10 protein-coding genes are annotated in these 22,365 nt (G+C 66.7%); 1 reads left to right on the plus strand and 9 read right to left on the minus strand.

Going from position 1 to position 22,365, the window contains the following annotated elements; all coding sequences use genetic code 11:
* Positions 1-151: 151 nt before the first annotated feature.
* A complete protein-coding gene (locus JOF56_RS43630; RefSeq protein WP_209645429.1) occupies positions 152-1,303 on the minus strand; it encodes an RICIN domain-containing protein in 1,152 nt (383 codons plus the stop codon).
* 282 nt (positions 1,304-1,585) lie between these two features.
* Between JOF56_RS43630 and JOF56_RS43635 the strand changes: the two genes are divergently transcribed.
* Positions 1,586-1,771 (plus strand): hypothetical protein, encoded by a 186-nt coding sequence (locus JOF56_RS43635; RefSeq protein ID WP_209645430.1) that lies wholly within the window; start codon positions 1,586-1,588, stop codon positions 1,769-1,771.
* Between the two features lie 10 nt (positions 1,772-1,781).
* Here the strand turns inward: JOF56_RS43635 and JOF56_RS43640 are convergent, their stop codons facing one another.
* The 8 genes from JOF56_RS43640 to JOF56_RS43675 form a co-directional block, all read right to left on the minus strand.
* Positions 1,782-2,312, minus strand: coding sequence for a hypothetical protein (locus JOF56_RS43640; RefSeq protein WP_209645431.1), 531 nt, complete (start codon positions 2,310-2,312; stop codon positions 1,782-1,784).
* Positions 2,313-2,460: 148 nt separating this feature from the next.
* Positions 2,461-2,748: a DJ-1/PfpI family protein gene (locus JOF56_RS43645; protein ID WP_245378640.1), complete on the minus strand. Its 288-nt coding sequence runs from the start codon at positions 2,746-2,748 to the stop codon at positions 2,461-2,463.
* Complete coding sequence (locus tag JOF56_RS43650; protein ID WP_307855521.1) at positions 2,706-4,640, minus strand: S9 family peptidase; 1,935 nt, start codon at positions 4,638-4,640, stop codon at positions 2,706-2,708. The genes JOF56_RS43645 and JOF56_RS43650 overlap by 43 nt, the downstream gene beginning before the upstream one ends.
* Positions 4,641-4,682: 42 nt before the next feature.
* Positions 4,683-4,892, minus strand: coding sequence for an MbtH family protein (locus JOF56_RS43655; protein ID WP_209645433.1), 210 nt, complete (start codon positions 4,890-4,892; stop codon positions 4,683-4,685).
* Positions 4,870-6,147: an MFS transporter gene (locus tag JOF56_RS43660; protein ID WP_209645434.1), complete on the minus strand. Its 1,278-nt coding sequence runs from the start codon at positions 6,145-6,147 to the stop codon at positions 4,870-4,872. Before JOF56_RS43660 ends, JOF56_RS43655 begins: the two co-directional genes overlap by 23 nt.
* Complete coding sequence (locus JOF56_RS43665; RefSeq protein WP_307855522.1) at positions 6,137-7,129, minus strand: TauD/TfdA family dioxygenase; 993 nt, start codon at positions 7,127-7,129, stop codon at positions 6,137-6,139. The genes JOF56_RS43660 and JOF56_RS43665 overlap by 11 nt, the downstream gene beginning before the upstream one ends.
* 11 nt (positions 7,130-7,140) lie before the next feature.
* The gene (locus JOF56_RS43670) at positions 7,141-14,145 is read right to left on the minus strand and encodes a non-ribosomal peptide synthetase (protein WP_209645436.1); all 7,005 of its coding nucleotides are present in this window, start codon (positions 14,143-14,145) and stop codon (positions 7,141-7,143) included.
* On the minus strand, positions 14,142-22,346 hold the full coding sequence (locus JOF56_RS43675; RefSeq protein ID WP_209645437.1) for a non-ribosomal peptide synthetase: 8,205 nt from the start codon (positions 22,344-22,346) through the stop codon (positions 14,142-14,144). Before JOF56_RS43675 ends, JOF56_RS43670 begins: the two co-directional genes overlap by 4 nt.
* Positions 22,347-22,365: the final 19 nt, after the last annotated feature.

The raw sequence follows: 22,365 nt of genomic DNA on the forward strand, positions 1-22,365 counted from the left end.
CAACCGACCGACATGCCGCCTGGTTCGACGCCACAGTGCCGCGAACGGTTTCACCGAGATCAAAGACGCCGTGCCACGTCCGGCCGATGCCGCTGGGTGGCGGCAGACTTCCGCCTGACGCCACCCAGCGGCTCATCGACGCCCTGCGGTGCTAGGGCAGTTTCTCCAGCTGGAAGGTGCCCGATCCGTTCTCCTGTCCCGCGGCGTACTGGGCCAGCCGGACTTCGGTCCCGGGTTCGCCGTTCACCGGCGCGATCATCGACATCGAGTGCATGTTCTGGATGCCGATCGCGTTGGACGGCGCCACGTCCTTGTAGACGTAGAACCGGTGGTGCTTGTCGTTGACTCCGCCGTTGCACCCGTCCACCTGCAGCACCGCCCCGTCGGCCGTCTGCCTGTTCGGCACCTCAAGGCACCGATCCGTCTTCCTCGCCAAGAAGGCGTATTCCGGGAACTCAGCCGTCAACGGGCTGTGGCACACCCGCCAGTGCTGATGCGTCCCATTGGTCCAAGGCAGCAGCATGACCTCCCGGCTCGAACCGCTCAGCGCGTCCTGGTTGCCCGTGCTGATCCGGTAGTAGCCCGGTTCGCACACGAAACCCGCTGGCAGACCTTGCACTCCCACGTCGGGCTCCGCGCCGGTACCCGCCGGAGCGATCCGCGGCTTGGGCTTCGCACCCTCACAGCCCAGCTGTGCCCTGGCCAAGGCGCGGAGCGTGCCAGGCGGGACGGTGTCACCGCAGCTGATCGACCCTTCCTCGATGAACGAGAAGGTTGTGTAGGTGCCGCCCGGCCTGCGCACCCACTCGGTGCGTGCGGGCTGGCCCGCCCGGGACACCGCCGAGCAGTTCAGCGATACATGGGTGCCCTGGACCACGCGGGTTCCCTTGTACAGGCCGTAGTACCCGGCCTGGTTGAAGTTCCAGACGATCTTCAGCCGCTCGGTCGCCGTGGTCGCCTTCGTCGTCTTGGTGCTGAACCCGACCCTGATCGAGACCAGCTTGAGCAGCGCCTCCGCGCCGGTGCTGATGTCCGCGCTCTTGTTGACCTCCGTCGTGACCACAGTCTGCTGTGTCAGCTCGTACTCGCGTAATCCGGTCGTTCCCTCAGTCACGTTGACCGCGGTGTAGTGCGTGAGCGTGGGCGTGATCTCGGCAGTGTCGATCCAGTGGAACCTCTTGCCGAGGTCGGCCGACGTGCACGCGTCCCCTGGCGCGGGTGTGGCTTGCACGCTCGCCGACGCGGCGACCGCACCTGCCGAAAACATCATGGCCACGACGGTCGCGGTGACAAGTCTGCGCATATCCCCTCCTCCAGATGATGAAACCGGTTTCCAACCCGGAACGTAGTAGCGTTGACACGCCTGGTGAACCGCGAAAAAGTCGCACTTGAGTACCGCTGAACGCACCGAATGTGGGTAGAAGTCCTTACAACACATGCACTTCGCGAGACGCTCCGAGCTATGAAAGCGGTTGTGAAACCGGTTTCAGAGAAGAGATGATCGCCGGGCGAGGCAGGTCCGTGCTGATCCTGTCCACACGAGACAGGCCGGAATCAGGCCCTCGCGCAGGAACCGGCGCGGCGGGTGCACCATGACCTCCCTCGCAAGGGCGAGCCCACCTTCGCACCAAACCAGTTCACCGTGCCCGAATTCGCCGAAGCACTGGGCCACAACATGGCGAAGGCACGGGTCGTCTACGAGGCCGTTATGGCAATGCACAAGGCCTGTACCTCCGAAATCGATATCGACCTGATGACGACAAATCCCTGACCGGGTTCCGTCAGGACCCGAAGTGGACGGGGTAGTCCTTGATGGTCGCGTGCCAGTAGGCGGCGTTCGCGCTGGTCTGTTTGATTATCCGGTCCGGTAGCGCCGGCGCCGGCCAGAATTGGAGGAGGTAACGGTCAAGCTCGGCATCGTCATCCATCCGGGTCTGGTCGCGCGCCTCATCCATCCCGGCGCCGCAATAGCGGACCCGATAGTCGACCTCTGCCAGATCAAGCGGTGCTGACCACTCCTCGCCCCAAGCGACGAGTGCTGTCCGGCCCTCCGGACGAAAGGAAACCTCGACGATCTCCTCCCAGCCGTCATCCAACGGCGGGGACTCGTCGTGCAACTCCACAACGAAACCAACGTCACCCGTGCGCAGTCCGGTGACCAAAAAGAGGAATCCCGGCGCCGCCGCACCGCACAACCCATTCACCTGACCAGCGAAACACTCATGCGGCTCGGGCAAGTCCGGCCGGTCCTCCGCATAGACGTAAATCTGCGCATAGTCGATCAACGCTTCGCCACTCATCAGCGTCCGCACCATCGCCTCCCTCCGGCCCATCCTCGCAGACAATCTCCGGCGCCACCCACTCCCGGTCGGGTCGTCTTCCACACGCTCTGTGCGCGCTACTAGGCTCGCCAGACGGTGCCTCGGCGTTCGTATTCCAGCATGGTCTCCACTTCGATGCTCACCTGTGTGCGCCGCAGTAGCGTTCGACCAGCCACAGCGCGGCGTCCAGGCCGGAGGTGATACCGCCGCACGTGACGAGGTCACCGTCGTCGACCACACGCGCATTGACGAGAGTTGCGCCTTGAGCGGCGAGAGCGGCTTTGGCGATCGTGTGGGTCGTGGCAGGCCGTCCCCGGGTGAAACCTGCGGCCGACAACGCCATCACGCCGGTACACACCCCGACCTTGACCATCGCCAGCCTGCTCAGGACGAGTGCGTGGATGCCACGAGCCAGCGGTCGAACCAAGCACGGATGCGGCGCAGCAGGTCGACTTGATGGTTTCGTTCCCTGAACCGATGGTTTTCCCTTGGGTACACGACGAACTCGTGCTCGACGCCGAACTTGCGCAGTGCCCGGTGGAAGTACTCCGATTGGGACAGTGGAACGTTGGTGTCGTCGGCTCCATGGACGATCAGCACTGGGGTGCGGATCGAAGACGCGTAGGAAACCGGGCTGAGTTTGTCGTGCAGGTACGGACCGATGCCCTCCCAGCCGACACTTCCCCCCAGTGCGGCTTCCAGGACACCCCATTCACCGGTGGCGGCCAGCATTCCCCAGTCGCTGATCCCCGCCCCCATCAGCGCGGCGGAGAACCGGTCGGTCTGCCCGATCGCCCAAGCCGCCATGAAACCACCGTGGCTCCACCCTGCGATGCCCAACCGGCCGGGGTCGGCGACGCCTTCCTCGATCAGCAGGTCGATCCCGGTCAGGATGTCGAGCCACTCCTCCTGGCCCACCGCACCGGCAACCGCGGCCGCGAACTCGTGTCCATGCCCCTGCCCACCACGCGGATTCGGCAGGAACACCGCGTACCCGGCGTGTGCCAGCCACTGTCCTGACGGTGACCAGTTCAGCATGAACTCGTCGGCATACCGGTGGTACGGGCCGCCATGCACGATCGTCACCATCGGGAAAGGACCGTCGCGCCGGGACCGGCCTGGCGGCAGAACAAGCAACCCATCGAGTGCCAACCCGTCGAATGCTTGGTAGGCCAAGCGTTCCTGTGTTCCCCAGCGGATGTCACGCAGTTCAGGCCGTGTGTCGGTGCGGCGAAGCAGCGGCCCGCAAGCCTGGCCCGCGTGTATGTCGTGCGGCTGGGTGGCTCCGCTCACGATCGCCGCGACGACCGCACCGTCGCGATTCGTGCTGAGGTGCGTCATCAGGCCGCCGGTGCGGGAAAGCTCAGTCAGTGTGAGGCTGTCAGGTACGAGGCGGTGAATCGCGGTGTCGAGTCCGTCGGCAAGCAGGACAAGCGGAGTGCCCTGATCGACCTGGACCAGCTCGGCTGGGCACGCGGCCAAGCCCTCAGTCAGATTGACGTGCGGCCGGGCAGGTCCGGTATCGGGCAGGACGAGGTCGAACACGGCGGTTCCCGCTTGCAGGTGCGGTGGAGTGAGCGCCAGATAGGTCAGGTGCCAGTCGGCGTCACGCCACCAGACCAGGGAATGCGCGTCGGCCGGAACCGGGCCGACGTCGCTGACCTGCCATGAGTGCGGGTCCACCAAGTGCAGGGCGGGTTCGAGCAGACCGGGATCCAGCTCGGGCGTCGACCAGGTCAGCACCGCCAACGGTCCACCGTCAGGACGCTGGACCACGTCAGTCACGTGTCGGTCGTGCAGTCCTGCCGGGGTGCGGATCTGCCCTGTCCGCTGGTCCAGGAGTCGCAGGCGTGCTGGATTGGCGCGACCACGCACCTTGGCATCGTCGCGAGCACGCTGCCGCCGGCGCTCTTCTTCAGTCGGCTCGTCGGTGGCCACGATCGCGACCAGCGCGGTATCGACCAATGGCCGGTAGGCGAGGATTCCGCTGGCCCAGCTGGTCAGGGCTCGTGCGCGACCCGCAGCGCGCCCGATCACATGCAGCTGCGCGGTGCCCGGCGAGGCTTGATCAGACAGAAAGTAGACCGATCCGGAATCGGCCGACCACTGCGGGGACGACACGTGTGCAGGTGGGACATCCAGGCGCCACGGCGCTGTGCCGCCATCGACGGAGGTGCACCACAGCCGGCTCGACGGGTGGTCGCCGGCCTGCCCCATCGCGGTGAGGACGTACACCACCCATCGACCGTCCGGGGACATTGCCGGCGCAGACGGAAGGAGCCCGTCCACGACCATCTCGGCAGTCAACTCTGGTCGCACTTGCTGATGCTTCCACATGCGACAGTGCGTGGGCGGACCGGTTCACCCTTCCATGTGCGCGATGAGGGATTTCGGACGCATGTCGGTCCAATGCTGTTCGACGTACTCCAGGCACGCCGGACGTGCGGCTGGACCGTGCGCCGTCGTCCAGCCCGCGGGAACCGGTGCGAACTCGGGCCACAACGAGTGCTGCCCTTCGTCGTTGACCAGCACCAGGTACGTGCCATCCTCATTCTCGAACGGGTTCGTCATCCGCCACCTCACTCTTGGTCAGTTCGGCGACTGCGCGGGTGCCCAGCGCCGGAAGGGACAACAGACCGACGACCACCAGGAAGGCGCCGCCGATGATGTAGGGGGCCTGTACCCCGTAGGAAGCTGCGATCAGGCTGCCGAGCAATGCGCCGACGGGCGCGCCGGAGTAGGCCACGAGCCTGCCGGAGGACAGAACTCGGCCGAACAGCCTGGCCGGAGTGATTCGCTGGCGCAGTGTGCCTGCGACGATGTTCTGGATGGCCATCAGACCACCAGTGATGATCATCAACGCGCCCGCGATCCACGGATCCCGGGTCAGTCCCATGGCCAGGATCGCCAGACCCTCAGCCATCGCGCCGAAGCACCGGACCCTGCCTGGGCCCAGCCAGCCGGTCAGGAAGGGCGCGATCGCGCTGCCGCCGAACGCGCCCACGGCCGCCGCCGTCAGCAGCAACCCGTATCCGAGGTCGGCCAGACCGAGTACTTCCTTGGCGAGCAGGACCAGCATGGCCGCCTTGGCGGCGAAGACCACGTTGCCCAAGCACGCCGTGATGGCCAGCACGCGCAGGATCCGGTTGCGGATCATCCAGCGCAGGCCTTCACCGATCTCGGCGCGCAGCGTCGTTTCCGGTCTCCCGGGTTTACGCGGCGGGATTCCGTCCTTCAACCGGCCGACCAGCACGGAACTGACCGCGAAGGACACCGCGTTGCCAAGAAAGGGAATCACCTGGGCGATGCTGAACAGCGCCGATCCCAACGGCGGCCCGACGAAGTCCTCGCCGTTGGTCTGCGCCGCGGACATGCGGCCATTGGCGATCGTGAGCGTCCGTTCGTCACGGGAGACCACATCCGGGATCACCGACTGGGCCGCGACATCGAAGAAAACCTGGCCGCAGCCAAGGATGAACGCGGTCAGCACGATCCAGGCCGCGGTCACCTGCGAGGTGATGACGAGGACGCACAACAGCGCGACGACCGCGCATCGTCCAGCATCCACCCACCACATGACTTTCCGTCGGTCCCACCGGTCGACCAGCGCACCCGCGTGCAAGCCGAACAACAACCACGGGATCTCCCCCGCGGCCCCGACAAATCCGAGAACCAGTGGACTGTCGGTGACGGACACGGCGAGCAAGGGCAATGCCGCCAGGTACATACCGTCGCCGAGGGTGGAGATCGCAGTCGCGGCCAGCAACCGGTGAAAAGTCCGGCCGAGCCGGGTCTTCTGCTTGCCCGGCACTGTGTTACTTGACAAGGACATATCCGTCGCTGGGTCGATGGTCGCGGGATCGCCGGAGGTCTATGAACGAGAACGACCGCTGCAGCCAACGGTCCTTTCCGTCGTAGCGCGGCCGGAACGCGGTTCTGCCGTGCACTGTCACGCGATTGTCAACGATCGCCAAGTCGCCCGGTGAGAGCACGAGGGTGTGCGCGGCTTCGTCGACAGCGTCGCTCAACTCGGCCAGTGCCTGCGCGGCATCGGCCGACAGTCCTTGGGTCGCGGCGAAATCCACCCGGAAATCGGGATCGTCCGGCGCGCCCGTGAGCACAGCATGTTCGGGAGCGCCGGCTTGCGTCGCGCCGAACGACGGTGGGGCATGTGTCGCGAACTCGGCACGGAACAAGGCTTCCCTGGTCCGGCTGGACAGCCGCGGCAAGATCGTGCGAATGCAGGACAACCGCAGTCCCGCTACGGCCTCGTGGTCCGAACGCAGGCACAGCAACAGCACGTAGTCAGGCCGATGCTCATGAAACGCGTTCTCGCTGTGGAAGGTCAGCGTCGCGGAACCGGCGTTGCCCTGGAATTCCTCATGGCCACGAACAGGTACGACGTCCTGCACCAGTGCACCGGATTTCTCCGCCTGGAACGCACCGGGCTCCCCCAGGCCGCATGCGACGAGCAGCAGCCCGGCCGCGGCCAGCGTGGCATGCCGTTGGACCGAGCCCTCGGCCTGTGGAGTCGCAGCCAGTGTCACCGACTCGATGGGCATCCCACGCACCACGAGCGCACCACTGCGGCCGGAGTCACGGCGGAAGTCCCGGATGCTCCGGCGGATGCCGCCGGGCAGCTCCTCCCATTGCGAGCGAGCCGCCGCCACCCAGCCCGGGTGGTCGACGAGGCCCTGTTCGACCCGCGTCAACCCGTGCGCGGACGCGGCGATGCTGGACGCATCCTCACCGCCGAGCTTGCACACAGGCACCGGCACGGTCTCCCCAGCGGATCGCTGAACCGCCACATCGCCTCCCATCACTCGTTCACCGCCAGTAGCCGAGCCACCAACGGCCCTAGTACCGCAATCGACTGTCGCCCCAGCATGTCCAGGTGCCGGGCGGGGACCTCGGCAGTCACCATCCGGCCACCCACGTAGGGCGTCCACCGATCGGCGAAGCGTCCATCAGGTTTCTCGTCCCCGGTCGCCTCGACGAAATGCACGTCACCGTCGAACACTGTCGGAGTGGACATTTCAAGCAGCCGTACGTTGTTCTCGGTCACTCGCACGACCGACGCCAGCTCGGCCGCATCGAGCTCGGCGAGCAGACTTCCGTGCTCATGCAGCAGTTCCCGCACACGCGACATGGGCAGCGGGCCGGCGCCGGGTTCGGCGTCGAACGCGCCGATCCCGTCACAGGCCAGCTCGAGGAAGTCCCGTTGCGTCCACTCCGGACGATCGGCGGCGCTCTTGCCCGGGAACGAGTCGAGCATGATCAACCGGTCGACCTGGTGGCCCGATCGTCGCAGCCGGGCGGCGATCTCATAGGCGACGTTGCCGCCGAACGACCACCCCAGCAGCGTGTACGGCCCAGCCGGCTGGACGCGGCTGATCCGCGCCCGATAGTCGTCGGCGATCTCATCGATGCCGGCGGGCAACGAGCCGGCCGAGCCGAGCCCGATGGCCTGCAGACCGTAGATCGGCAGGTCGTTGGGCAGATAACGAACAAGTGCCGAATAGCACCAGCTCATACCGTTCGCAGGCGGTACGCAGAACAGCGGGGCCCGTGTTCCGCCCGACCGCAGTGCGAGAACGGGATCGAATGTCCGCACAGTCGCGGTACCCAGTCCAGCGGCCAGCCCAGCCACCGTCGGCGTGGCGAACAGGTCCCGGACTGAAACGGTGACGCCGAGCGCGGACCGGATCCGGCTCAGCAATGTCGTCGCGAGCAACGAGTGTCCGCCGAGTTCGAAGAACCCGTCGTCCACACCGACCTGGTCGATCCCGAGCACCTCGGCGAACAGGCCGCACAGCACCTCTTCGCGAACCGATCGCGGGCGCCGTCCCCTGCCACCGGTGACCTCCGCGGCGGGCAGCGCCGCGCGGTCGAGCTTTCCGTTGGGTGTCGCAGGGAACAAGTCAAGGTGGACGAACGCCGACGGCACCATGTAGCCCGGCAGGCTCCGCATCGCCGCGTCCCGCAACGCGTCGACATCCACCTGGCCGTCCGTGGTGTAGTAGGCAACCAACCGCTTGTCTCCTGGACGGTCCTCTCGCAGCAACACGGTCACCCTGCGCACGTCCGGCACGGCAGTCAGAACTTGTTCGATCTCACCGAGTTCCACCCGGAAACCACGGATCTTCACCTGGGTGTCGGCCCGGCCGATGAAATCCAGTTCACCTGTGCGGCTCCAGCGGACCAGGTCACCCGTTCGATACATCCGCGTTCCCGGGGCCCCGAAGGGGTTTGCCACAAAACGCTCGGCCGTGAGGCCGGGGCGACCCGCGTATCCGCGCGCCAATCCCTCCCGCGAGATGTACAGCTCCCCTGGAACTCCGACTGGGACCGGTCGCAGTCGCGTGTCAAGTACAAGGGCTTGAACACCAGGCAGGGGCCGCCCGATAGTGGGCTGTTCACCGTCGCCGGCCGTTATGGCGGCCGCGGTCGACCACACCAGTGCTTCTGTGGGTCCATAGAGGTTGGTCACCGACAGCGCGTTCGCGCACAGGCTGGCAGCGAGATCGGCGGACAACGGTTCGGCACCGACAAAGACCCGTACACCTGCCAGCGCCTCGGGTGCCTCGGCGACCACCGACTGCAGCGAAGTCGGCGTTGCCTGCAGCACAGTGGCTGAGGTGGTACGCAACAGGTTGGCCAGTTCCCGGGGGTCGACGACTGTCTCACGGTCGGCTAGCACGACCGTGGCGCCGTCCGCCAATGGGCTGAGCAGTTCGGTGAAGGACATGTCGAACGCCGCGGTGGTGATCGCCAGTACCCGGTCGGCCGCGGTCAGCGAGAGCGTTTCGCGGAACCGCACTACGAAGTCGGCGAAGGCGTCATGCGAGACCACCACGCCCTTGGGCCGGCCAGTGGATCCAGACGTGTAGACAACATATGCGGCTGCCGCACCGGGAAAAGCAGCCTTCCGCACGAATGGCGCCGCGGACTGCTCGCCGACGAGGACCACAGGCACATCCAGAGAGCCGGCCAGCTCCGGTGTCGTCAACACCGCCAACGCTGACGCACGGCCCAGCATGAACTCGATTCGTTCAGCGGGCAGATGGGGGTCGATCGGCAGGAACGCCGCGCCCGTCTTCATCACCGCGAGAATCGCCGCGATCAGTGCGGCACTGCGGGGCAGAAGGACCGCGATCAACCGCTCCGGCCCAGCTCCGTCATTGATGAGCCGCTGTGCCAGGCGGTCGGACCAGACATCGAGTTCCGCGTAGGTCAATTCCCGGTCCGGCGCCACCACAGCGACGGCGTCACTGGTCCGCTGGGCCTGTTCGGTGAACATCCCCACGAACGTCCTGCCGGACATCCCGCCCGCGCAACCGCTCCACTCGGTGAGCAGCCGGTGTTCCTCGTCCGGCGACAGGATCGGCACCGCACCGATCGTGCGGTCCGGATCGGCCACGACCTGCGCCAGCATCTGGACCAGCCGCCGAGCCATCAGTTCTGCCGTCGGCTCGTCGAACAGATCGACGGCGTACTCCAGCGTCCCCAGGATCCCGTCGGGAGCACCGGATGCCGACCGCTGTTCGGTCAGGTCCAGCAGCAGGTCGAACTTGGCGTCGCCGGTCTCCAAGTCCTCGTAGGTGACCTCCAGGCCAGGAAATCGCGGGATGTCCCGGTCGTCGGTGTGGAACGAAAGCATCACCTGGAACAGTGGATGCCTTGACGTCGAACGCACCGGATTGAGCTGCTCGACGACACGCTCGAAAGGCGCATCCTGGTTGGCGAACGCCGCGAGGTCGGTGTCCCGGACGCGTTCGACCAGCTCGCGGAACGTCGGATCCATCGACGTGTCGGTCCGCAACACAAGGGTGTTCACGAAGAACCCGACGATGTCCTCCACCGCGTGCTCGGTGCGCCCGGAAACCGGGGTGCCGATGGGGATGTCGGTTCCCGCACCCAGCCGGGTCAACAGCGCCGCCCAGCCCGCCTGCACCACCATGAACAGCGTGGAATTCAGCTCCAGGGCCAAATCTGCCAGTCGCCTGTGCTCCTCCGGCGGGATCCGGAAGGCAACCTCGGCAGCTCGGCCGGAGGCCACCGCCGGTCGCCGCCGGTCGGTGGGCAGTTCGAGCTGATCGGGCAGGCCGGCCAGGGCAGACTGCCAGAACCGCAGTGGTTCGGCGTTGCCGTCCAGCATCTCCCGCTGCCAGATCGTGTAATCCGAATAGCGAACCGGTAGCGGCGTCCACTCGGGCGCGCGTCCGGAAAGCCTTGCTGTGTAGGCCTTCGCGAGATCACGCCACAGCACGCCGAACGACCACTCATCGCCCGCGATGTGGTGCACGAGCACCAGGAGCACGTACTCGTCAGGCGCCACGGAGAACAGCCGCATCCATAGGGGAACTTCGTTGGCGAGGTCGAAGGCGTACCTCGCTTCCTGTGCCAGCGCATCAGACAGCCCGCTGGGCTCGCAGGCGACTTCGCCCCACTGTGCCATCGCCGCGTCCACGTCGACGAGCTGCTGTCCCGGAACACCGTCCATCGCCGGGAAGACGGTTCGCAACGCCTCCTGCCGCTCGACCACATCGGCCATCGCGCTGCGCAGCGCCTGAACGTCGAGCTCGCCGGAAAGCCGTACCGCGATGGGAATGTTGTAGCTCGCGCTCGGCCCCTCGAATTCGGACAGGAACCACAACCGCTGCTGCGCGAAGGACAACGGAACACGGTCCGGCAAGTCCCGTGCCCGAAGCACTGGACGGTCGGTTTCCTTCAGCTGCTGCGCCAGACCGGCGACGGTCGGCGTCTCGAACAGGCTGCGAATGGTCAGTTCCACGCCGAGCGCCGAGCGCACCCGGCTGATCAACCGCGTGGCGAGCAGGGAATGCCCGCCCCGCGCGAAGAAGTCGTCATCGATGCTGACCTCGTCGCAGCCGAGCAGCCCGGCGAACAAGCCGCACAGGATCTCCTCACGCGGGTTTCGCGGGCGTCTTCCAACATCCACTGTGGACTCAGGCGAGGGCAGCGCCGCACGGTCCAGCTTCCCGTTGCGTGTCAGGGGGAACTGGTCGAGAACCACGATCTGCGAGGGGACCATGTAGGCCGGAACTGCGGCAGCGATGAACGTCCGCAGATCTGCTGGTTCCAGGTGCAGGCCGGGGTCCGGTTGCACGTAACCGACCAACTGCTTGACGCCAGTGCGGTCTGCCCGCGCCAGCACTGCCGCGCGGGCGACGCCGGCATGCCGCGCCAAGGCGGTCTCGATCTCACCGAGTTCGACCCGGAAGCCACGGACCTTGACCTGCGCGTCGGCCCGGCCCACGAACTCCAACCGACCGTCCGGGGTCCATCGGGCGAGGTCACCTGTCCGGTACATCCGCTCGCCGGGATCGCCGAACGGATTCGGCACGAACCGTTCCGCCGACAACGCGGCACGCCCCAGGTACCCGCGGGCCAAGCGGCCGGAGACATAGAGTTCGCCGGCCACCCCGGCCGGAAGCACCTGCAACCTGGCGTCCAGGACGTAAACCTTGACGTTGTCCATCGGCGCACCGACCGGCACACGCACCGATCCGCCGTAGGGCGTGGTGATGTCGGACTGTGTCACTTGGACAGTCGTCTCGGTCGGACCGTAGGCATATCGCACGGTGATTCCCGGATTGTGCGTCAGCACGCGGTCCACCGCGCTCGACGCCACCACATCGCCACCGGTCATGACCAGGCGCAACGGGCCAAGGCACGCCGGCGCCTCCTCGGCGACCACGTGAAAGAGCCCGGCTGACAAGGAGACCGCGGTGATGCCCTCATCAGCGATCAGCCGTGCCAGCGTGTCGATCTCGAGCTTCGACTCCGGCGCCACCACGGTCCGGCCCCCGCGCAACAAGGGCACCCAGATCTCGTACGTCGACACATCGAACGCGTACGGCGCCACCATGAGCACCCGCTGATGCGCGTCGCCGTCCCAGCTCCGGTCGCGGACGAGATCGAGGATCGCCCGATGCGTGATGGTCACCCCCTTGGGGCGGCCTGTGGAGCCAGAGGTGTACATGACATAGGCCAGTTGATCCGGATACCCGGCGACATCAGGCGCTGTCGTCGGCTGGGCAGCCAGTTCCGGGTCCGCGTCGACGACCAGCACGGTGTCGCAGCGAGGCCGATCCGACGTCGCCTCGTCGGTGAGCAGGATCCGTGCGCCCGCGTCATCGACAGCGAACTGCTTGCGTGGCAGTGGATCCGTATCGTGCAAGGGAAGATAAGCGCCACCGGCCTTGATGATCGCGAGCAGCACCACGATCAGGTCAGCTGACCGTCGCATGAGGACAGCCACGGGTTGCTCACGCGCAACGCCGAGGCCCAGCAACCGATGGGCCATCCGGTTGGACCTGTCGTCCAGCTCGCGATAGCTCAGCTCGGACCCCTGCGCACGCAAAGCGACGGCGTCGGGCGTACGCGTCGCCTGTTCGGCAAAGCGCTCTTGAATGCTGCCTGTGACCGGTGTTCCCGTAGCGGTGTCGTTCCACTCCACCACGATGCGACGCAGTTCGGTGTCGTCCAGGATGTCCAGCTCGGAGAGTGTCGCCTCCGGGTTGTTCGCCGCCGCGGTCAGCAGCCGCACCAACGCGGCCGCCATGGTGTCGATCGTCGTGCGGTCGAACAGGGTGGTGCGGTAGTCCAGTCGGCCGGCAATCCCGGCGGACTGGCGTTCCTGGAGGTCGAAGTCCAGGTCGAACTTGGCCATCCCGGTCGCGTACGCCTTGGGGACGACTTTGGCACCGGCCAGTTCGAGCTCCGCCGGTGCCTCCTCCGAGTACGAGAACACGATCTGGAACAGGGGTGATCCCATCCGTGTCCGAGCCGGGTTGACCGCTTCGACGACCTTCTCGAACGGGACGTCCTGATGGGCGAACCCGGCGAGCGTCACCTCGCGTGCCCGCCGGACGAGTTCGGCGAATGTCGGATCACCGGCCGTGCTGGTACGCAGTACCAGTGTGTTGGTGAAGTACCCCGCCAGATCGTCGAGGGCTTCGTCGGTACGGCCGGATACCACGGTGCCCAGCGGTAGATCTGTTCCGCCGCCGAGGCGGGTCGCGAGCGCCGCGAGCGCGGCTTGGACGATCATGAACATCGTGGCCCCGCTGCGCTGGGCCAGCTCCGACAGCCGGCGATGGACCTCGGCGTCGAGGGAGAAGGTCACGCAGTCGCTGGTGTCAGCCGCACCGGCCGCTGCCGTGTGGTCCGTGGGCAGCCCCAGATCGCTGGGCAGGTCGGCCAGCTGTGTGCGCCAGTACGCGAGCTGCCGGGAGATCACACTGTCCGGATCGGACTCTTCGCCCAACAGCTCTCGCTGCCACAACGTGTAGTCCGCGTACTGCACCGGCAGTTCTGGCCAGTCAGGCACGGTGCCGCCGGCCCTGGCCGCGTACGCACGGCTCAGGTCACGGCACAGGACCTCCTCCGACCAGCCGTCACCGGCGATGTGATGCACCACGAGGACCAGGACCTGGTCACCGGCGTCGGAGGTCAGCAGCTCGGCTCGGATCGGGATATCCGTGCGAAGATCGAACGGCCGCATCACGATGTCCTGAACCCTGCTGTGCATCTCGGCGGCGTCGACGTGTGAGGTCGTCAGCACGGGACCCAAATCGGCCGCACGGATCACCTTCTGGTGCGGTTGCCCATCGGTCTCGGGGAAGACCGTCCGCAGGCTCTCGTGCCGGACAACCAGGTCACAGGTCGCGTCCGCCAGGGCTTGGCCGGCGAGGTCACCGGAAATGTGCCACACCAAGGGTATATGGTACGCGGAGTCGTCGCGGTCCACCTGGTGGAGAAACCACAGTCCACGTTGTGCGAACGACAACGGAATCATACGAGTTCTCCTTCGGATGTCCTGCGACGCAGCAACGGCCGGGCTGGACGTGCGGAAGCGTCAAGGGACACCAGCAGTTCGGCGACGGTCGGTGTGTCGAACAGGTCACGCATCGACGCCTCGGCGCCCAGCACCGACCGGATCTTGCTCAGCAGCTTGGTCGCCAGCAGGGAATGCCCACCCAGTTCGAAGAAACCGTCGTCGATGCCGACACTGTCCACACCGAGCACCTCGGCGAACAACCCGCACAACTGTTCCTCGCGTGGTGTTCTGGGCGTACGTCCCACCCGCACGGTGAACTCCGGCGCAGGCAACGCCGAGCGATCGACTTTCTCGTTGGCTGTCAATGCAAACGCATCGAGCCGCACGAAAGCGGACGGAACCATGTACCCCGGCAGGCTCTTCGCCGCGACGGCCCGCAGTTGCGCCTCGTCAATCGGCTCCGTGGCGACGTAGTACGCCACCAGTCGCTTGTCACCGGGCCGGTCCTCCCGCACGATCACCACGACCTGACCGACGCCGGGCGCCGTTGCGACGACCTGCTCGATCTCCCCCGGTTCGATCCGGAAGCCCCGGATCTTGACCTGGTTGTCCGCCCTGCCCAGGAACTCCAGCTCACCACCGGTGTTCCAGCGGCCCAGGTCACCGGTCCGGTACATCCGCTCACCCGGGCCACCAAAAGGATTCGCCACGAATCGTTCGGCGGTCAGGTCCGGCCGATCCGCGTATCCTCGCGCGAGTCCCGCGCCCGCGACGTACAGTTCGCCCGCCACCCCCGTCGGAACCACGCGCAGCCAGTTGTCCAGGACGTAGACCTGGGTGTTCACCAGCGGATCGCCGATCGGTGCGTGTCCGCCGCGCGCGACGTCCTCGCGGCGGATCACTGAGATCGACACGTCGTCGGAACACTCCGCCGGACCGTACACATTGACCAGCGGGACACCCGGCATCTTCGCCAGCCAGCGGGTGAGCAGCTCGGGCGGGAGCTCCTCGCCGTGGACGAGCATCCATCGCAGGCCCTTGAGCTGGTCGGTCCGATGACGTTCGGTGTCGAGCAGGTCGAGAATCGCGCGCAGCAGGGTCGGGACGATCTGCAGAATCGTGATGCCGTTGTGCGCCACACTGTCGAGCATCGCCACCGGGTCGCGGGACTTGTCCTCGTCGATGATGTGGACCCGGCCGCCGGCCGCGAGCATCGTGAGGGTCTGCCAGATCGACACGTCGAACGTCAGCGGCGCGTTGAAGGCCATCGTGTCGCGTTCGTCCAGCCCGTACAGGTCGATCACCGCGTGCAGATGGTTGGCCAGACCGCGGTGTGGCACGAGAACGCCCTTGGGGCGGCCGGTGGATCCGGACGTGAACACCACGTACGCCAGCTGGTCCCGGTGCTCCTCGGCACCCGTCGTCGGCCGGTCGAAATCCTTCGTGCTGTGCAAGCTGAGCACTTCGACGTCACCCTCGGCCGCGATCTGCTTCGCACGGTCCAGCAGATCCGGCGCGGCGATGAGCTGCCGTACCCCGCTGGCCTGCAACATCTGCGCGGCCCTCGGTATCGGAGTGCCCGCGTCCAGCGGCATGTAGCCGCTTCCAGCGCCGAGCACGCCCAGCACGGCCGCCACGTACCACGGGCTGCGATCGGACAGGATCGCCACGGCATCGTCAGGACCGGCACCGGCCGCGGCCAGCATCCGGGAAACGTGATTGGCCTGCCCGGCAAGGTCTCGATACGTGACGTCCCCACGAACATCGGACACGGCAATCATGTCCGGCCGCTCTTCGGCCACGCGGCGCACCTGTGCGGGAACGTTCAGGGGCTCTTCGGCGACTTCCCGCCCGTTCCACTCCACCAGCTGGCGACGGCGTTCGTCCGCGGCGAGCAGGTCGGCTCGCGCCACGCGGTGTTCCGGATCGTTCGTCACGATCTCAAGCAGCCGCACCAGCCGGTCACCGATCGCCGCCACAGCGCCGCGGTCGAACAGGTCGGTGGCGTACTCAAGGACAGTCCACAGCCCTGCGGGCTTGCCGTTGTCGTCGCGTCGGGCCTCGAAGTCCACCGAGAGGTCGAACTTGGCGGTGTCGACCGGATCCGGCCGCGCTTCACAGCGGACGCCGCTCAGCCGCAGCCGTTCGGCATGGAAGCCGTCGTCCAGCGCGATCAGCACCTGGAACAGCGGGTGATAGCTCATCGACCGCTGCGGGTTGAGGACCTCGACGAGTCGCTCGAACGGGATGTCCTGGTGTGCGTACGCTTCCAGGCTCGTCGTGCGCACGCGGTCCAGCAGTTCACGGAAGGTCGGGTCGCCGGACGTGTCCGTCCTGAGCACGACGGTATTGACGAAGAAACCGACCAGTTCATCGAGTGCCTCGTCGGTCCGCCCGGTAACGAGCGTGCCGATCGGCACGTCCTCGCCCGCGCCGGAAACCGTGAGCACGACAGCGAAAGCAGCCTGCAGGACCATGACGAGCGTGCAGTCCTGCGAAGCCGCGAGGCGCATGACCCGGTCGTGGAGCTCAGCCGGGATCATGAAGTCGACGGTGGCCCCGCGATAGCTCGCCACCGCGGGGCGGGGACGGTCCACCGGCAGGTCGACCTTGTCCGGGATCCCGTGCAGCTTCTGCCGCCAGTACTCGATCTGTTCGGCCAGGCGGCTGTCCGGATCGCTTTCATCGCCGAGCATGTCGCGTTGCCAGAGCCCGAAATCGGCGTACTGCACGGGCAGCGGCTGCCATGCCGGGACGTCACCGCGCCGCCGGGCCTCGTAGGCCTCGGACAGGTCGTTCAGCAGCGGTCCCATCGACCATCCATCGCTGGCGATGTGGTGTGCCACGATGACGAGGATTCCCTCGCTGTCACCGGTCGTCAGCAGCGCGGCACGCAGCGGGATGTCGGTTCGCAGGTCGAAGGCGCGGTCCGCGATCTCACGAACACGTGCGTCCACGTCGTCGCCCGCGTCGATCCGCGAGGTGGTCAGCAACGGTCCGAGGGCGTCCACGTCGATCACCCGCTGGTGTGGCTCACCGTCTACTTCGGGCAGAATCGTCCGAAGGACCTCATGCCGGGTGACCACATCTTGTAGCGCCAGTGCCAATGCGGACGATTCGATGTCGCCGGACACGTGCCACACCAACGGGACGTGGTACGCGGATCCGGTGCCCTCGTACTGATGCAGGAACCACAGCCGCTGCTGCGCGAACGACAGCGGCACCCGGTCGGGTCGTTTGCCCACGCGCAGCGGTGGCCTGGCTGCCGGGGCCGGCGTGAATCCCTCAACCAGTCCGGCGACCGTCGGTGTGTCGAACAGGTCGCGCATCGAGACCTCGACGCCCAGTGACGACCTGATCTTGCTCAACAGCTTGGTCGCCAGCAGGGAATGGCCGCCCAGCTCGAAGAACCCGTCGTCGACGCTGACCCGGTCCACACCGAGCACCTCGGCGAACAGAGCGCAGACGATCTTCTCTCGCTCGGTCCGCGGGCCGCGGCCCGCGGCTGCCACGAGTTCCGGTGCCGGCAGTGCCGCGCGGTCGAGTTTTCCGTTCTTCGTCAACGGAAGGACATCGAGGGCGACGAAGGCGGACGGAATCATGTAGTCCGGCAGGTGCCGTGCAGCCGCCGCCCGCACTTCGTCCTGGTCGAGGACGCCGTCCGCGACGTAGTAGGCCACCAGTCGCTTGTCGCCCGGCCGGTCCTCCCGCACGATCGCCACCACCTGGCCGACCCCGGGCACCGCGCCGAGTATCTCTTCGATCTCGCCGAGTTCGATCCGGAAACCGCGGATCTTGACCTGGTTGTCCACTCGGCCGACGAACTGCAGCCGGCCGTCGGCAGCCCAGCGCACGAGATCACCTGTGCGGTACATCCGCTGTCCCGGGCCGTCGAACGGGTTCGCGACGAACCGTTCGGCCGTGAGGTCCGGGCGATCCGCGTAACCACGTGCCAGAACGCGGCCGCCGATGTACAGCTCTCCCATCACACCCACCGGCACCGGCTCCAGACCCGCGTCCAGCACGAAAACCCGCGTGTGCAGAGTCGGGACACCGATGGTGACGACGCCAGGCGACACCGGTGTGTTCGGCTCGATGCGGAACCAGGTGCAGCCGACGGTGGTCTCGGTCGGTCCGTACTCGTTGATCACGGTGACGCCGGGGTGATGGGCACGCCATTCGTCCAGGACCTCACCTGCCAGCGACTCACCGCCGAGCGCCAACTGCTGTGACGGTGAGAAGTCCGGTGGCAGTTCGAGCAGCATGGGCAGATGACTCGGTGTCGCCTTGACGAACGTCGGCCGGCGCATGCCGTCAGTGGGCGGCCGTCCCCCGTCCAACTCGACGAGCCGGACAGCCCCGCCGATCGTCAGCGGCCCGAAGAGCCCGGTCGCCGTCAGGTCGAAGGACACCGGTGAATGGACGAGCGCTTCACCCGCCAGGCCCGTGTATATCTCGCGGCACCAGGCCAGGTACACGTCGAGCGATGCGTGTTCGACGATCACGCCCTTCGGCCTGCCGGTCGAGCCGGACGTGAAGATCACGAACGCCGGGTTCGCGGGAACCAGCGGTGTGGGCCGTTCGTCGTCGCGGACGTCCTGAGCGGACAAGCAGTCCCATGCGGTCCAGTCGTTGGCAGTCAGCGCCTTCGTACCGGACAAAGCAACCCGCTCGATGCCGTCGGCGTCGGTCAGCACGACGACCGGACGTGTCGTGGCCAGCATGTGGTTCACGCGGTCGGCTGGGTAGGCCGGATCGATGGGCACGTAGGCGGCGCCGGTCTTGAGCACCCCGAGCACGGCGACGACCAGCTCGACCGACTGGGGCAACAGGAGTGCGACGAACCGTTCAGGTCCGGCGCCAAGGCCGAGCAAGCCGCGTGCGAACTGATTGGCACGCTCGTTGAGCTCGCGGTAGGTCAGTTCGGTGTGGCCGACGGCGAGCGCGATCGCGTCCGGAGTCCGGGCTACCTGTCGTTCGATGAGGGCAGGCAGAGTCATCGATTCGGCAGGCGTCGCGCTTCCGGTCTCGTTCCACTTCACCAGAAGCCGCTCGCGGTCATCGGCACCGAGCACGTCGACGGCGTCGACCACCACGTCGGGGTCGGCGGCGACCTCGCGCAGGATGCGCACAAGTCGATCGGACATCGCTCGGACGGTCGACTCGTCGAAGAGGTCGACACGGAACTCGAACTCACCCCTGATGCCGCACGACTCGTCGGCCTCGGTCACGGCGAGCGCGAGGTCGAACTTGGCGTGCTTCACCGCGACGGTCTCGAACCGGGCTTCGACCCCTGGCAGGTCCAAGCCGGTTATCCCGGCACGGTCGAAGGTGTACATCACCTGGCACAGCGGGATCGAGGACCTGCTGCGAACCGGATTGAGGACCTCGACCAGCCGGTCGAAGGGCACGTCCTGGTGTTCGATCGCGGCCGCGTCGGCCGCCCGGACACGACCCATGAACTCGCGAAAGGTCGGGCGAGCCGACAAGTCGGCCCTCAGCACCACTGTGTTCACGAAGAACCCGATCAGGTCGTCCAGTGCCTCGTCACCACGACCGGCGGCCGCGGCACCCACCGGGATGTCCTTGCCCGCGCCCATCCTCGACAGCAGGATCGCCAGCCCGGCGTGGATCAGCATGGACATGCTGACGTGCAACTCCTGGGCCAAGTGGGTCAACGCCGCGTGCAGGTCGCTGTCAATGGTCACCGGCACCTGCCCGGCGGTGAACCCGGCCGAGGCGGACCGCGGCCGGTCGAACGGCAGCGGCACCTCCTGTGGCAGGTCCGCCAACGCCGACCGCCAGTACGCCAGCTGAATGCCGGCCCGGCTGTCCGGGTCGGACTCCTCGCCCAGCGATTCCCGTTGCCACAGCGTGTAGTCGGCGTACTGCACGGGCAAGTCCGGCCATGCTGGTGCGGCGCCGGCGATCCGGGCACGGTACGCCTGACCAAGGTCGCGCCGGAACACCTGCTCGGACCATCCGTCACTCACGATGTGGTGCAGGACAACGACCAGAACCGACTCATGTGCCGATGTCCGGAGCAATCGGGCCCGGATCGGGATGTCGGTGCGCAGATCGAACTTGTGGTCCAGGATGTCCCGGATCCGGGACTCCACTTCCCGTTCTGAAACCTGCGTGGACGTCAGTAGATCGTCCACATCGATCACTCGCTGTTCCGGCTCCCCGTCCAGCTCGGGGAAAACCGTGCGGAGGCTCTCGTGGCGGGCCATCACGTCCCGCAGCGCGAGTCCGAGAGCGGACACGTCGAGGTCACCGGAAAGCCGCCATACCAGTGGAATGTGGTAGGCGGTCCCGGTTGTTTCCAGCTGTTCGAGGAACCACAACCGCTGCTGGGTGAACGACAACGGCATCCGTGGTTGCTGATCGGCCGTCCGCAGCGGCGGGCGGACCTGCTTGGTGCCGTCACGTAGGCGTACGGCCAATTCGGCGACCGTCGGGGCGTCGAACACGGTACCCACTGAGATCTGGATGCCGAGCTGGCGCCGGATCCGGCCGATCAGCTTGGTGACCAGCAGGGAATGCCCGCCCAGGACGAAAAAATCGTCGTCCACACCGACCGGGGACACCCCGAGCACGTCAGCGAACAGCGAGCACAGAACTGCCTCGTTCGGTGTCCGTGGTGCCTGTCCCCCAGCGGAGGCGTACTCGACGGCGGGCAGTGCGCGCCGGTCGACCTTTCCGTTGGGCGTCAACGGCAACTGATCCAGCAGGACGAATGCCGACGGCACGAGATAGACCGGCAGATGCCGTTTGGCCGTGTCCCGCAACTGGGCAACCAGGTTGTCAGCTGCGTCAGACGCGGGCGCGACGTACGCGACCAGCCGTCGATCTCCAGGTTGGTCCTCGCGAGCGATCACGACAGCCCTGGCCACTCCAGGCTGAGCCCGTAGCACGGCTTCGACCTCACCGGGCTCGATCCGGACGCCCCGGATCTTGACCTGGTCATCGACCCGGCCGACGAACTCGAACTTGTCATCACCCCGCCACCGCACCCGGTCACCGAGGCGGTACATCCGCTCTCCCGGGGCACCGAACGGATTCGCCAGGAACCGTTCGGCGGTCAGCCCCGGCTGCCCGAGATATCCATGGGCCAGGCCGATCCCGGCCAGGTAGACCTCGCCGATCTCACCGGGACCGACCGGGCGCAGTGTCTCGTCGAGGACGAGAATCGTGTTGTTCCAGACGTAACCGCCGAGTACGACGTCGCCGCCGGTGATCTCGGCGACAAGGCTGTCGGCACCGCATTCGGTGGAGCCGTAGCAGTTCATCAGCGTCGCTGACGGGAATTCGGCGTGCACTCGGCGGGCCAGCGGTGCGGGCAGTACGTCACCGCTGGAAATCCAGTACCGGCAGGATTCGAGCAGATCCGGATCGGTGTCGTCCAGCAGCGCTTCCAGCAGGCTCGGCACCAGCGTGACCCGAGTGACCCTGTGCCGGGCGATCAGCGCGGCCAACCGCGCGGGGTCACGGGCCTCCTCCTGGTCTGCGAGCACCACCGGAACACCTGCCGCCAGACTGCCCCACAACTCTGTGGAGCCGTCGACGAAGCTGACCGAGCTTTTCGCGAGCGTCCAGTCATCCGGCCCGGCCGCGATCCGGTCGACGAACCACTCCAAGCGGTTCACCATCGAAAGGTGGTGCAGCAGAACACCTTTCGGCCGTCCGGTCGAACCGGACGTGTAGATCACGTGCACGGTGTTGCCAGGCCGGACGGGCGCGACGCGATCGGCGTCGGCAAGATCCGCGCTGTCCATTGCCGACACGGCCGTGACGAAGGCGGGATCGTCGACGTCAAGCCGGGCCGCCGGGCACTGCGCGACAGCCCCGGCGGATTCGGCCAGGATGAGCGCCGGGCTGGAATCCGCCAGCATCATGGCGATCCGCTCGGCGGGATAGTCAACGTCGACGGGCACGTACGCGGCGCCCGCCTTCATCACGGCGAGCATGCACACCGCCATCTCGGCAGATCGAGGCATCATCACCGCCACACGGTGCTCCGGTCCGACACCGCGCCGAACCAGCTCACGTGCGTACCGATTCGCTTTTTCGTTGAGTTGCCGGAAAGTCAGTCGCGTAGAGCCGCTCACGAGCGCCACCGTGTCAGGCTTGACCGCGCACTGACGCTCGACCAACTCGTTGACCAGGCGCACGGTGGCCATGCGCTCCGCACCATGCCACTGCACTGGCACGGTCATGGTCCTACCTCCAAAGCGA

The organism is Kibdelosporangium banguiense, from assembly GCF_017876405.1.
Lineage (GTDB): Bacteria > Actinomycetota > Actinomycetes > Mycobacteriales > Pseudonocardiaceae > Kibdelosporangium > Kibdelosporangium banguiense.